Below are 14081 nucleotides of genomic sequence, written 5' to 3'. Positions count from 1 at the left end.
TACGAGCATGAGGCGTCTGTTCTGGCTGGGTATCGGGCTGGCCGTCGGGGTGGTGGTGGTCCGCAAGGCGACCCAGGCCGCGCATGCGTACACCCCGGCCGGCATCGCCGACAACCTGTCACAATCCGCTGGCGGGCTGGTCGAGGAGCTGCGTAGCTTCGTGGCGGACGTACGCGCCGGGATGGCCGAGCGGGAGCAGGAGATCCACGAGGCGTTCGCCCAGGGTGAGGCGTTCGACGACCAGTTCGCCGAGCTGCGGGAGGACCCGCGGATCGGCGATCGAGAAATCTTTCCGGAGGAACACCAGCGATGAAGACGGCGGAGATCAAGCGGCGGTTTCTCGCCCATTTCGAGGCGAACGGTCATGCCGTGGTGCCGTCCGCTCCGCTGCCCGCCATCAGCGACCCGAACCTGCTGTTCGTCAACGCCGGCATGGTGCAGTTCGTCCCCTACTTCCTGGGCCAGCAGACCCCGCCGTACCCGCGGGCGGTCAGCGTGCAGAAGTGCATCCGTACCCCGGACATCGACGAGGTCGGCAAGACCAGTCGGCACGGCACGTTCTTCCAGATGAACGGCAACTTCTCCTTCGGTGACTACTTCAAGGACGGGGCGATCCCGTTCGCCTGGGACCTGGCCACCAAGTCCGTCGAGGCGGGGGGCTTCGGGCTGGACCCGGAGCGGATTTGGGCGACGGTCTACCTGGACGACGACGAGGCGCGCGACATCTGGCTGCGCACCGGGGTGCCGGCAGAGCGGATCGTGCGTCGGGGCAAGAAGGACAACTTCTGGTCGATGGGCATCCCCGGCCCGGCCGGCCCCTGCTCGGAGCTGTACTACGACCGGGGCCCGGAGTACGGCCTGGAAGGCGGCCCGGAGGTCGACGAGGACCGGTACCTGGAGTTCTGGAACCTGGTCTTCATGCAGTACGAGATCGCGGACGTCCGGAGCAAGGAGGAGTTCCGGATCGTCGGCGAGCTGCCGAAGAAGAACATCGACACCGGCATGGGCCTGGAGCGGATGGCCTCCATCCTCCAGGGGGTCGACAACCTCTACGAGATCGACGAGGTCCGGCCGATCCTGGAGCGGGCGGCCGAGCTGACCGGCAAGCGCTACGGCGCCCACTCCGGCCAGGCGGCCAACCAGTCCCACCCGGACGACGTACGGCTGCGGGTGGTCGCCGACCACGTGCGGACCGCCCTGATGCTCATCGGTGACGGGGTGACCCCCTCCAACGAGGGCCGGGGGTACGTGCTGCGGCGGATCATGCGCCGGGCCATCCGGTCGGTGCGACTGCTCGGCTGGCAGGACCGGGCCCTGCCCGAGCTGCTGCCGGTGGCCCGGGACTGCATGGCCCCCTCCTACCCGGAGCTGGCCACGGACTTCGACCGGATCTCGGCGTACGCGTACGCCGAGGAGGACGCCTTCCTCGCCACCCTGCGGGCCGGCACCACGATCCTGGACACCGCGATCACGGAGACGAAGTCGGCCGGCAATCCGGCGCTTTCCGGAGCCAAGGCGTTCCAGCTGCACGACACCTACGGCTTCCCGATCGACCTGACCCTGGAGATCGCCGCCGAGCAGGGGCTCGACGTCGACCGGGAGGGTTTCCGCCGGCTGATGGCCGACCAGCGGGCCCGGGCCAAGGCCGACGCGCAGGCCCGCAAGACCGGGCACACCGACCTGTCGGCGTACCGGTCCGTGCTCGACTCCGGGGGCCCGGTGACCTTCACCGGCTACACCGAGACGGCCCGGGAGTCGACCGTACGGGCGGTGCTCGGCACGGACGGCCCGCGTGCGGCCGCGGTCGAGGGCGACCTGGTGGAGCTGGTGCTGGACACCACCCCCTTCTACGCCGAGGGCGGTGGGCAGCAGCCCGACCTGGGCATGATCACCGTGGGCGGCGGGCAGGTCGAGGTGCTCGACGTGCAGCAGCCGGTGCCCGGTCTGATCGTGCACCGGGCCCGGGTGATCCGGGGTGAGGTGCGGGCCGGGGAGACCGGGTACGCCGAGATCGACACCAGTCGGCGGCGGGCCATCTCCCGGTCGCACACCGCCACCCACCTGGTGCACCAGACCATGCGCAACTTCCTCGGCGAGTCCGCCACCCAGGCCGGTTCGCTGAACGCCCCGGGTCGGCTGCGGTTCGACTTCAATACCGCCACCGGGGTGGCCCCTAGCGTGCTGCGGGACGTGGAGCAGCAGGTCAACGAGGTGCTCCTGGCCGACCTGGAGGTGCACGCCTTCGTCACCTCGCTGGACGAGGCCCGCCGCATCGGGGCGATGGCCCTGTTCGGCGAGAAGTACGGCGAGCAGGTCCGGGTGGTAGAGGTCGGTGACTACGCCCGGGAGCTGTGCGGCGGCACCCACGTGTCCCGTTCCGGTCAGCTCGGCCTGGTGAAGATCCTCTCGGAGTCCTCCATCGGGTCCGGGGTCCGCCGGGTCGAGGCGCTGGTCGGCATGGACGCCTTCAACTTCCTGGCCCGGGAGCACCTGCTGGTGGCCCGCCTGGCCGAGCTGTACCGGGTCCCCTCCGAGCAGGTGGCCGACCGGGTCGAGCAGACCGTCACCCAGCTGCGCGACGCGGAGAAGGAGCTGGAGAAGCTGCGCGCCCAGCTGGTGCTCGGGGGTGCGGCGGCCTTCGCCGCCCAGGCCAAGGACGTCCGCGGGGTCGCCTACGTCGGCATCGAGGCGCCGGAGGGTGCGGCCGGCAACGACGTACGCACCCTGGCCCAGGAGATCCGTGGCCGGATCGATCCGGCCCGGCCGGGGGTGGTCGCGGTGGCGGCCCGCTCCGGCGGCAAGGCCTCCCTGGTGGTGTCGGTCAATCCCGCCGCCCGTGGGCGGGGGCTGGCCGCCAACGACCTGGTCAAGGCGGCGTTCTCCGGTCGTGGTGGGGGCAGCCCGGATCTGGCTCAGGGCGGTGGCCTGCCCGAGTCGGAGGTGCCGACCCTGCTGATGACGGTCGAGAAGGCGATCGCCGAGGCGTGAGTCATCGGCACAGCGGGCCAGGGCGGACCGGTGGGTCCGCCCTGGCCTCTTTCTACCCAGAGGTGACTTTCGGTGACTGAGCTGTCCCGTGGTGTGCGGCTGGGGGTGGACGTCGGCCAGGTCCGCATCGGGGTCTCCCGGTCCGACCCGCACGGGGTGCTGGCCACCCCGCTGGTCACGGTCGCCCGGGAGCAGAATCCCAGGCCGGACGCGGTGTCGAGCGATCTTGCCCAGCTCGCCGCGTTGGTCGTCGAGCACGAGGCCGTGGAGGTGGTGGTGGGCCTTCCGGTCAACCTCGCCGGTCGACATGGGCCCGCAGCCGAGCACGTCAAGGCGTACGCTCGACAACTGGCCGAGGTGATATCGCCTGTCCCGGTGACGTTGACCGACGAGAGGATGTCCACGGTCGTGGCGAGTCGTAGGCTGGCCGAACGAGGTGTCCGGGGGAAGAAGCAACGTGCGGTGGTCGACCAGGCCGCCGCGGTGGAGATTCTGCAGAGCTGGCTGGACACGCAGCGGAGGCGGACGTAGATGTTTGACGAGCTGGACCTCGGTCACGACGAGCAGGATCGGGGGGACAAGGGCAAGCACCGCCGAGGTCGTAAGCGGGACGGTCGCTCCGGCGGGGGCCGAGGCAGGACGGCACTGGCCCTGTTGCTGGCCCTGGTGCTGCTCGGCGGCATCGGCGGCGGTGCCTTCTACGGTTTCGACCGGATCCAGAACTACTTCGTCACCCCCGACTACGACGGCGCGGGCGCCGAGGAGGTGACGATCCAGATCCCGCAGGGCGCCTTCCTGGCCGACATGGCCGTGGTGCTCCGCGACGCGGACGTGATCAAGAGCACCAAGGCGTTCATCGAGGCCGCCGAGAAGAACTCCCGCAGCCGCAACATCCAGTCGGGCACCTACAAGCTGCGCAAGCAGATGAGTGGTGAGCTGGCCCTGGCCGCGATGCTCGACCCGGCCAACCGAATCGTCAACGGGATCACCATCCCCGAGGGACGCACCGCCAAGAGCATCTTCAAACTGCTCAGCGACAAGACCGACATCCCGGTCAAGGAGTTCGAGGCCGCCGCGAAGGACCCGGAGAAGCTCGGCGTACCGGACTGGTGGTTCAAGCGGGAGGACGGCAAGAAGGCCAAGAAGTCCATCGAGGGCTTCCTCTTCCCGGACACCTACGAGATCCCGCCGAACTCCACCGCCGAGACCATCCTCGGGCAGATGGTCGACCACTTCCTGACCGTCACCGGGGAGATGGAGTTCGCCGACCGGGTGCAGAAGGAACGCGGCGGGATCAGCCCGTACGAGGCGTTGATCGTGGCGTCGCTCGCCCAGGCCGAGGCCGGCACCAAGAAGGATCTCGGCAAGGTCGCCCGGGTCGCCTACAACCGGGTCTACTCGGAGACCTTCCCCTGCGGTTGCCTGGAGATGGACGTCACGGTCAACTACTACTTCGAGTCGATCGGTCAGGAGGGCAAGACCTCCGGCCAGATGACCGCGGCCGACCTCGACAACCCGAAGAACCCGTACAACCGCAAGCTGCGCGGCATGATCCCGACCCCGATCAACAATCCGGGCAAGGAGGCCCTCGAAGGTGCGATGGCCCCGCCGAACGGCGACTGGCTCTTCTTCGTGGCGATCGACAAGGCGGGCAACTCCGCCTTCACGAAGGACTACAACCAGCACCTGAGGAACATCGATAAGGCCAAGGAGGCCGGCGTCCTGTGACGAGCCGGCCTCCGCACGGCGTGGCGGTGGTCAGGCCAGGTCGATCGTGGCAGTGGTGTCGGACGCGTCGATGGTGAAGTGCGTGGTGCGCTCACCAGCCGAGACGGTGTAGTCGCCGAGGAAGCCGGCGACGGTGATCATGCCGTCCGGGTCGGTGCGCATCGGGGTCGGGGGTAGCCACCACTCGCCCTTGATCAGGGCTTCGAGGGCGTCGTACGACGGCTTGCGGCTGCCGTCGGAACGAACGAGGCCGGCGGGGGCACCCAACCACGCGCCCCGGTCGGTGAGTCCCCAGTAGTTGACCGCCTGCACGGCGGGGTGGGCGAGCAGGGACCGGTAGTGCCGGACGATCTCCTCGGCCTGCCGGGCCTCGCCTTCGGGGGTGCTCGGCCACTGCGGGATCTGGTAGTCGTTCAGGTCCTCGATCTCCGGCGGCATGAGGTGGCCGGAGACCAGCGTGGTCTCGGTCAGGTGCAGCGGCAGGCCGTAGCGGGCGAACCGGTCGAGCATCTCGTGCGTGTACTCCTCGCCCCGGTACCCCTGGTGCATGTGGGTCTGCAGGCCGATCGCGTCGAGGCGGACGCCGGCTTCGAGGACGCCCTCGATCAGGCACTCGTAGGCCGAGCTGAGGTCGAAGTCGTTGAGCACCAGGGTCGCCGCCGGGTTGGCCGCACGGGCCTCCTCGAACGCCATCCGCACCATGTGGATCCGGCCCCGGGCCCGGGCCAGGTCAGTGATGGCGTTGTCCCCGTTGCCGAAGACGGGCATGATGACCGCCTCGTTGATCGCGTCCCAGGTGTCGATCAGACCGGCGAACCCACCGACCAGGTCGCGGATCCGGGCCCGTTGCAGCGCCTCGACCTCGTCGAGGTCGAGGCCGAGCAGCCACGGCGGCTGCACGGTGTGCCAGACCAGCGGGTGGCCCTTGACCGTCACGCCGTGACCGGCCAGCCAGCGGGCGGTCCTGGTCAGCCGCTCGGTGTCGGGTGCGCCGCGTCGTGGCTCGTAACTACCCCAGTAGAACGGCAGCGTGGCGGTGTTGAAGAGGTGCAGCCACAGGTCGCCGAGCCGGTCGAGATCCGAGGAATCCGTGCCGCCGAAGGGCTGGGCGATCTCGGGGCCGGGACCGCCGACCAGGTCGACGAAGTCGAAACCGATGTTGCCGAAGGCGAAGGCGTGCCGCCGCTGCTCGACCGTCACGACCTGATCGGCGAGCACCCGCCGATCCGGCCCGCGCACGGTAAGTGTGGTCTTTCCGGTGCGGTGTCGCAGTCTGCTGTCGGACATTGTTGGATGTTAGGTGACAGTCGTCCCTGCGGTGGAGGAGCCTCGTTGGCGGTCTCGGTGCACAAGGCGGCGGTGGTGGGCAAGCCGATCGCGCACTCGCTCTCCCCGGTGATCCACAATGCCGGCTACGCCGCCGTCGGGCTCGACGGGTGGTCGTACACCCGGATCGAGTGTTCGGCGGCCCAGCTGGCGGATCTGGTCGCGGGCCTGGGCCCGGAGTGGGCCGGGTTGTCGGTCACCATGCCCGGCAAGGAGGCGGCGCTCGCGGTGGCCGCCGAGGCCTCGCCGGCCGCCGCCGCCGTCGGCGCGGCCAACACGTTGGTACGCCGACCCGACGGTTCCTGGTACGCCGACAACACCGACGTCACCGGCATGGTCGAGGTGTTGACCGAGGCGGGGGTGAGTCCCGGTGCCACGGTCACCGTGCTGGGGGCCGGTGGCACCGCCCGGGCGGCCCTGGCGGCGGCGGCCCGGTTGCGGGCGGCCGGGGTCACCCTGGTCGCCCGCCGGCCGGAGGCGGTGGCCGAACTGGCACCGGTGGCGCACACCCTGGGTCTGGCCCTGACGGCCGCGCCCTGGTCGCAGGCGGCGACCCTGACGGACGCCGAGGTGTGGATCTCCACTGTGCCCAAGGGGGCCGCCGACGAGTTGGCCGACACGGTGGCCTGGCGTCCCACCACGGTCCTCTTCGACGCCATCTACGATCCCTGGCCCACCCCACTGGCCGCCTCGGCCGCCGCCGCCGGCTGCCGCATCGTCTCCGGTCTGGATCTGTTGCTGGCACAGGCGATCGGCCAGTTCGAGCACTTCACCGGGGTGCCGGCCCCGCGGGCGGCGATGGCCGCCGCCCTGGCCGCCGTCCGCGCGGACCATTCCTGAACCGGACCGGGGGCGCGGTGTGGCCCGGTCCGGTCCCCCGAAATTGAAGGTGATCACGCAGCGGAAGCACCTTCCTGGGTGGAGTCTTAGGTAAGGGTTAAGACGCGCTTAGGTCCCCCTGTCATGCCCATGCTCTGTGGTGTACACCGATACGCTGCTCAGCGTTACCGCCGCAGACGCAAGGAGTTCTTCGTGACCAGGCGTGGACTGCATCGGCTCATCCGGCACCCCGGTCCTCGGCGCAAGGCCGTTGTCCTAGGTGCCCTCGGCGTCACGGTCGTGCTCGGACTCACCGCGACCATGGTGCCCCTGCTGGCCGACGACAACCTGTCCATCCCGGTGGTCGCCGACACCACGGCCACCTCGGTGGTGCAGGACGGGGACAACAGTGTCAAGACGACCCTGGCGACCTGCCCGGCCCGCTGCGACGGGAACACCCGTGGTGGCCGGGAGGCCGTGCTCGCCTTCATGGTCACCTCCCTGCCGAAGAACGCCACAAACGTCCGGGCGACCCTGCGGGTGCACACCTGGCAGGCCTTCAAGGCCACGGTGACCGCACACGCCTCGAATCTGGACGCCACCGCGCAGCGGCCCGCGCCGCAGCGGGCGGGTACGGTCCTGGACACCCTGACCGGGGTGGGCAAGGGCTTCAACGAGTGGGACGTCTCCGGGCTGGTCACCGGTAACGGCATCTGGACGTTGTCGCTGGCCCAGGCCGGGTGGGACACCCGCATCTACTGGGCCTCGGCCGAGAACCGCAACGCGGATCTGCGGCCCAACCTGGTGGTGACCTACGACCTGGCCGCCCGTCCGCCGTCGGCGCCGCCGAGCGCCACCCTGCCGGCCACCCCGGCACCCACGGCCACGGTCGCGCCGAGCGCCTCGCCCAGCGTGTCGCCCAGCCGGGCGCCGAGTCCCACCCCGTCGGCTCCGAGCACCACCCGACCCCCGGCCGACTCCGGCAAGTGTGGACAGGTCTCGGAGAAGCTGGTGCCCTCCTGTGGGGCCTGGTGGGGGATGTACTCACCGACCAACCCCCAGACCTGGGACCACGGTAGGGCCATCACCGATGTCGAGGCCCAGGTGGGTCGCAAGTTCGACATCGTGCACCGGTACCACGACTTCTCCAACAACGGCAGCAACGGCGCCTTCCCGGACACGTACCAGCAGCAGCAGATGCGTGAGGGTCGGCTGATGTTCTTCGCCTGGGAGAGCCGGGTGTTCTCCCAGGGCACGGTGTTGACCTGGAAGGACGTGTACAGCGGCCGGTACGACGAGACCATCGACGCGGTCGCCGGGCGGATCCGGGCGGTCGGGCAGCCGGTCTTCATCGGCTTCGACCACGAGCCGGAGGACGAGCCGGCCAAGGGCAGCGACGCCGACTTCGTCAAGGCCTGGCGGTACGTGCACGACCGGTTCGGCGCGGCCGGCGTACGCAACGCGGTCTGGGTGTGGACGATGATGGGCTGGTCCGGGCACTACGACCGGTACCCCGGGCTCTACCCCGGTGACCGGTATGTCGACTGGGTGGCCTGGGACCCGTACAACTTCCACGTCTGCAACGGCAGCACGGTCTGGAAGAGCCCGAGCACCACCATCGGATCCTTCTACCGCTGGCTGGACGAGAAGGGCATCGGCGCGGGCAAGCCGCGGATGCTGGCCGAGTTCGGTACGAACTTCGACGCGGCGGATCCGAATGCCAAGCGGCGGTGGTTCGAGGAGTTCCCGGCGGCGTTGAAGGCCCACCCCAAGATCAAGGCAGCGATCTACTTCAATTCGCCCGGCGTGACGACCACGACCAAGACCTGCAACATGACGATGAATCACGACGCGGCATCGCTGGCCGGATTCACCGCCGCCGGGCGGGACAGCTACCTCCGGCAGCCCACGGGAGGGAGCCGCTGACCGCGACCGGACAGCCGTTTGCGACACTCGGTGGCTGCTGAAGCCCCTCGCGTCGCTACTGTCCGACAACCGATGCACCGACCGCCCAATCGGCGGATGTCGCCCTGCTGGGTGGACGCGAGAGGCTACCGGCGCTATCCCGTCCACCCTGGAGGCGAAGCGTGCCCACAATCTCCTTCCAGCGGCATCCCACCCGTAGCCGTAGAGCACGGGTCGGAGCCGTAGCGTTGGTAACTCTCGCGGCCGTACTGGCCGTGCCGAAGGCGGCCGAAGCGGCCGTACTGCCCGTACCGGAAACCGGCACCCTGGTGTCGACGAATCCGGTAGACCAGACCCCGCACGCCCGTGACGGTGAGGCCCGCGCCTTCGCCGAGGTGGGCGACGACGTGTTCGTGGGTGGCAACTTCACCCAGATCCGGCAGACCGCCAGTTCTCCCTGGATCACCCAGCGTTACCTGTTCTCCTACAACCGCAGCACCGGCACCATCAACGCCACCTTCGTGCCGGACCTGGACGGCGCGGTCAACTCCCTGATCGCCGGGCCGGGCGGCACGCTGATCGTCGGTGGGACCTTCAAGAACGTCAACGGGGTGTCGCGTCGGAACCTGGTCGCCCTGGACCCGGCCACCGGCGAGACCATCGCCAGCTGGGTCGGCCGTTCCGACGGCGGCATGATCCGCGACATGGTGCTGCACGGCAACGACCTCTACCTGGCCGGTGCCTTCAACTGGATCAACGGCACGGCGCACTCCGGCATCGCCCGGATCAACGCCAGCACCGGTGCGATCGACCCGACCTTCAACGTCAACGCCACGGTCGGTCGGCACGGCACCAGTTCGTACGCCTGGACCATCGACATCACCCCGGACGGCAGCACCCTGGCCGTCGGCGGCAACTTCATGTTCGTCGACGACCTGCCCCGCAACCAGATGGTGCTGATCGACCTGACCGGCACCCCCAGCGTCATCGACTGGAGCACGGAGAGGTTCGTGTCGCCGTGCGGGGCGCCGACCACCTTCGTGCACTACGTACAGGACCTGCGCTTCGGTGGGGACGGCAGCTGGTTCGTCGTCGGCACCAACGGTGGCACCGGCTGGCCGGCCGCCTACTGCGACGCTCTGGTCCGGTTCGAGACCGCCAACCGGGGACCCAACCAGGTGGGCACCTGGGTCAACTACACCGGAAACGACACCATCACCTCGGTCGAGGTGGCCGACAACATCATCTACCTGGGCGGGCACTTCCGCTGGCTGAACAACCCCAACGCCAGCGACCGGGCCGGCGCCGGTGCGGTCGACCGGCTGGGTATCGGCGCGGTCACCCCGGCCACCGGCATGCCGGTCAACTGGAACCCCGGTCGCCGGGGCGGCAACGCCCTGCCTTCAGGGGCCAGCAACTGGGGCTCGCAGGTGCCGGTGATCTGGCGGGGCAGCACCGGTCTGTACTTCGGGCACAACTCCGACGGCATGGCCAACGAGTACCACGGTCGACTGGGCATGTTCCCGATCGCCGGTGGTCGGACGATCACTCCGCGGAACCCGTCGGCGGCCAGCTCCGGCAACCTGTACCTGGGTGTCACCGCGGGCGAGTTGCAGCGGGTGCCGTTCGACGGCACCACCGTCGGCACCCCGACCACGGTCAGCCAGCCCAACTACACCGGTGCCGGCGCGACCTGGGGTCTGGGGGACCGGATCTACTGGTCGCGGACCGTCCCCGGCAGCCCCACCGGCAGCCGGATCGACATCTCGATGTTCAACGGCGGCAATGTCGGGGTCCCGTGGGAGGCCTCCGGTTTCAACGACTGGTACAACCCGGCGAACCTGACCGGCGCCTTCTTCCTCGACGGTCGCCTCTACTACACCCGTACCGGGGCCAACGGGCTCTACTACCGGTACTTCGAGGTGGACGGCAACTACCTGGGCGCCACCGAGTTCAGCCTGCCGACCACGGGCGTGACCTGGTCGGCGGTGCGGGGGCTGGCCTGGGTCGACGGCAAGATCGTGTACGGTCACACCGACGGCAGTCTGCGCAGCGTGCCGTTCGACCCGACGGCCGCGCCCGCGGTCAACGGTGCGAACATCACGGTGCTGGCCACGACTGCGGACGGGCTGTCCTGGTCGATCCCCCGAATGTTCTTCGCGGTGCAGTAGGGGTGTACCCGTTGTAGCAGAAGGTCGGTAACTTGTTCAGGTCGGGCCGGCGGCGGATTCCGTCGCCGGCCCGAGCGTCGGGCGGAGCTGTCTCGCGGGCCGCTGCACCCGCGATGCTCCTTTTCGACAACGTAGCGACGGTGGCGTTCATGACTGATGCACAGCCCGGCGGTTGGTCCGGCGGTACGGTTGCGGCTCGTACGGTCACACTGACCGATATGTTGCGGGTTCCGCTGCACCGGATCCGGCTGGTGGCCGCGGTGGCGGTGCTGGGCCTGCTGGCGGCGCTCGGGTACGTCCTGCTGGTGCCGGGCGCGGTCAGTGCGAGCGCGGTGGTAGCGGTCCGTCCGGTGGTCACGGACGCCTTCACCCCCAGCGGGGCGGCGGCCGACCGGGCGGTGAACATGAACGTGGAGAGCGGCATCGCCACCGGCACGGAGGTGGTCCAGCGGCTGGCCGACGCGGGTGACCTGCATCCCCGTGAGGTGCGCAACGCCCTGGAGGTGGAGGTACCCGCCGGGGGGCAGATCCTGCGTTTCACCTTCACCGCGAACTCCCCCGAGGCGGCGGTGTCCAGTGCCAACCTGGCCGCCCAGTCATACCTGGAAGTGCGCCGGGCGATGTACGAACGGCAGCGCGAGGAGATGCTGCGTTCCTACGACGAGAGCATCGAGAAGGTCGCCGCCCAGCAGACCGCCCTGCAGAAGCGGGTGGCCAACGCCCGCGACGGGGCCCGGGACGCGGCCGTCGCCGAGCTCGCCGGCGTGAACAACCAGTTGACCCAGCTCAGCTCGGCCCGTACCGAGATCGCCGCGGTCGACGTCAATCCGGGCTGGGTGACCCAGACCGCGGAGAAGGCCCTGGTCTCCGCCGGTGGGCGGGGTCCGCTCTACCTGGCGGCGGGGCTGCTGGGTGGGCTGCTGTTCGGTGTCGTGCTGGCCTTCGTCTGGGAGTCCATGGACCGGCGGATCCGTTCGGTCGACGACGGGCGGGACGCCACCGGCCTGCCGCTGCTGGGCACGGTACGGGGGCAGGGGCTGTTCGGCCGGCGCCGACCGGTGGACGCCGACATCCGCTATGTGGCGATGGCCATCGCGGAGCGGGTCCGCGAACCGGCCCGGGTGGCCCTGCTGACGACCCGGGAGGATCAGACCACCCTCACCGCCGGTCTGGCGGTGGCCCTGGCGGCCACCGGCCGGGAGGTCTACGTGGCCGACGACAGCGGCCGGCTGGACCGGTTGCGGGCGACCGTGATGACGGACCGGGGTCGGCTGCCGGCCGCGGTCAACCAGGCCCGACCCACCATCCCCAAGCCCCGCCCGGACGGCACCGGCCCCATCGACGACATCACCGAGCAGATCGCGGTACGCCGTCCCTCCCCGCATCCCAACCCGGCCCGGCCCGGCACCGACCCGGAGGCGACCATGATGCTGCCCCGGATGAGCGGTGGCCCGGTGACCGCGAAGAGTCCGGTGGCCGAGCACCCCGACGAGGTGCCGGTGGGCGGCGGTGGGGTCCGCTTCGGCACCTGGCGACAGCGGGCCGCCAAGGGGCTGGTGCTGTTCAACGCCCCCCCGGCCGAGGCAGACGAGCGTGGCGTGGCCGCCGCCCGGCAGGGCACCGCGGTCGTGGTGGTCGAGCAGGACCGGACGAAGCAGGACGATCTGCGCCGTCTGGCGGAGCGACTGCGGGCCGCCGGAGTGGCCCCGCTGGGATTCGTGCTGACCCGCAGCGGCCGGGGGTGAGCGGTGCCCATCCTCAGCCCGCCGTCGGTCGAGGAGCCGGCCGGCGAGCGACCGGTGGCCCGGCTGGCCGCCCCGATGCTGCCCCGGCTGCCGGTGTGGCCCCTGGTGGTGATGTTCGGGCTGGTGCCGGTCTGGTGGGCGGCCGGAGCCTTCTATCTGGGCTGGTCCCTGCTGGGCGCGGTGCTGCTGGCCCTGCTGCTGGTGCGGGGTCGGGTGCCCCTGCCGCCGGCCACCGGGGTGTGGTTGTTGTTCCTGGCGCTGGTCGTGGTCAGTGCCACCCAACTGACCTCGGTCGGCTCGTTGCTCGCCTTCGGTCTGCGGCTGGGCTTCTACGTGACCGCCCTGGTGGTGGGGGTCTACGTGTACGCGGTGGCGCGGCAGGGCATCGACCTGGCCGCCCTGCTGGTGCCGATCTGCCTGTTCTGGTTCGGGTTGGTCCTGCTCGGCTGGTTGGGGGTGCTGGCGCCCCGGTTCAGCCTCAGCACACCGATGGAGATGCTGCTGCCCGGTGGCGTCTCCGGCAACCCCTACATCCAGGACCTGGTACGGGTCCGGGCCAGCGAGTTCAGTCCCCGCGCACTGAATCCCATCTTCCGGCCCTCGGCGCCGTTCCCGTACACCAACAACTACGGCAGCGCGTACGCGATGACCCTGCCCTGCGTGGTGGCCTTCGTCATGCTCCGTCGGCACGGCCTGCTGCGCTGGGCGTTGATCGTCTCCCTGCCGCTGTCGCTGGCCCCGGCCTTCTTCACCCTCAACCGGACGATGTTCGTCAGCCTAGGGGCGGGTCTGCTGGTGCTCGGGCTGCGGGCCGCCCGGCGCGGCAACGTCCGGGTCGGCGCCTCCGTGGTCGGTGTGCTGCTCATCGGTGGACTGGCCACCCTGTTCATCCCGGTCACCGAGATGATCGACAACCGGGTCGAGTCCAGCGACACCAACAGCGACCGGTTCGCCCTCTACGGGGAGGTGCTGCGGCGGGTGGCGGAGTCACCCTGGCTCGGCTACGGGTCACCGGCCACGGTCGACACGATCAGCGCCCCCGTTCCGGTGGGCACCCAGGGTCAACTGTGGATGGTGCTGTTCTGTCACGGCGTACCGGCGTTGTTGTTCTTTTTGGGGTGGTTCGTGCTCGCGGCGGTGCTCTGCGCCCGGGCCCGGTCGGCGGCCGGGCAGTGGCTGGCGGTGATTCCGGTGGTGTGTCTGGTGCAGATGCCGTTCTACGGCATGGCCAGCCCGAACCTCGCGGTGGCCTTCTTCGCCATCGCCCTCACCATGGCCCTGGTGGAACGGGAGGCCCGACCCTCCGGCCCGGCCCTGCCCCAGCCGTCGGCGGCGCCGGAGGCGGTGGCATGAGCGAGCCGGTCGTCAGGTGCGGCGCGGTGGTCCCGCCGGGCCCCAT

The 14081-nt window shown here is 70.1% G+C and carries 10 protein-coding genes; 9 read left to right on the top strand and 1 reads right to left on the bottom strand.

Annotated features, from left to right (window positions below):
- Nucleotides 1-7 precede the first annotated feature (7 nt).
- The 4 genes from OIE53_RS12510 to mltG all read left to right on the top strand — a co-directional run bounded on the left by OIE53_RS12510 (nucleotide 8) and on the right by mltG (nucleotide 4716).
- Nucleotides 8-313 carry a hypothetical protein gene (locus OIE53_RS12510; RefSeq protein ID WP_327026771.1) on the top strand — a complete coding sequence of 102 codons (306 nt, stop codon included), beginning with the start codon at nucleotides 8-10 and terminating at the stop codon, nucleotides 311-313.
- Nucleotides 310-2988, top strand: coding sequence for an alanine--tRNA ligase (alaS, locus tag OIE53_RS12505; RefSeq protein ID WP_327026770.1), 2679 nt, complete (start codon nucleotides 310-312; stop codon nucleotides 2986-2988). The genes OIE53_RS12510 and alaS overlap by 4 nt, the downstream gene beginning before the upstream one ends.
- A 72-nt stretch (nucleotides 2989-3060) precedes the next feature.
- Nucleotides 3061-3519, top strand: a complete 459-nt coding sequence (gene ruvX, locus OIE53_RS12500) for a Holliday junction resolvase RuvX (RefSeq protein WP_327026769.1) — start codon at nucleotides 3061-3063, stop codon at nucleotides 3517-3519.
- A complete protein-coding gene (mltG, locus tag OIE53_RS12495) occupies nucleotides 3520-4716 on the top strand; it encodes an endolytic transglycosylase MltG (RefSeq protein ID WP_327026768.1) in 1197 nt (398 codons plus the stop codon). It begins immediately after the preceding gene.
- 30 nt (nucleotides 4717-4746) lie between these two features.
- On the opposite strand, the gene OIE53_RS12490 is transcribed toward mltG, so the two are convergent.
- Complete coding sequence (locus OIE53_RS12490) at nucleotides 4747-6003, bottom strand: endo-1,4-beta-xylanase (RefSeq protein ID WP_327026767.1); 1257 nt, start codon at nucleotides 6001-6003, stop codon at nucleotides 4747-4749.
- A 45-nt stretch (nucleotides 6004-6048) separates the two neighbouring features.
- Between OIE53_RS12490 and OIE53_RS12485 the strand changes: the two genes are divergently transcribed.
- From OIE53_RS12485 to OIE53_RS12465, 5 genes are all read left to right on the top strand, one after another.
- Nucleotides 6049-6882: a shikimate dehydrogenase gene (locus OIE53_RS12485; protein ID WP_327026766.1), complete on the top strand. Its 834-nt coding sequence runs from the start codon at nucleotides 6049-6051 to the stop codon at nucleotides 6880-6882.
- Nucleotides 6883-7074: 192 nt separating this feature from the next.
- A complete protein-coding gene (locus OIE53_RS12480) occupies nucleotides 7075-8787 on the top strand; it encodes a glycosyl hydrolase (RefSeq protein WP_327026765.1) in 1713 nt (570 codons plus the stop codon).
- Between the two features lie 227 nt (nucleotides 8788-9014).
- Nucleotides 9015-10937 carry a hypothetical protein gene (locus tag OIE53_RS12475; RefSeq protein ID WP_327026764.1) on the top strand — a complete coding sequence of 641 codons (1923 nt, stop codon included), beginning with the start codon at nucleotides 9015-9017 and terminating at the stop codon, nucleotides 10935-10937.
- Nucleotides 10938-11086: 149 nt separating this feature from the next.
- Nucleotides 11087-12682 carry a lipopolysaccharide biosynthesis protein gene (locus OIE53_RS12470; RefSeq protein WP_327026763.1) on the top strand — a complete coding sequence of 532 codons (1596 nt, stop codon included), beginning with the start codon at nucleotides 11087-11089 and terminating at the stop codon, nucleotides 12680-12682.
- Between the two features lie 9 nt (nucleotides 12683-12691).
- Complete coding sequence (locus OIE53_RS12465; RefSeq protein ID WP_393340161.1) at nucleotides 12692-14035, top strand: O-antigen ligase family protein; 1344 nt, start codon at nucleotides 12692-12694, stop codon at nucleotides 14033-14035.
- Nucleotides 14036-14081: the final 46 nt, after the last annotated feature.

It is taken from the genome of Micromonospora sp. NBC_01739 (assembly GCF_035920385.1).
Taxonomy (GTDB): Bacteria; Actinomycetota; Actinomycetes; order Mycobacteriales; family Micromonosporaceae; genus Micromonospora.
The sequence above is the reverse complement of the archived record's forward strand: the minus strand, read 5'-3'. Positions and strand labels throughout refer to the sequence as shown.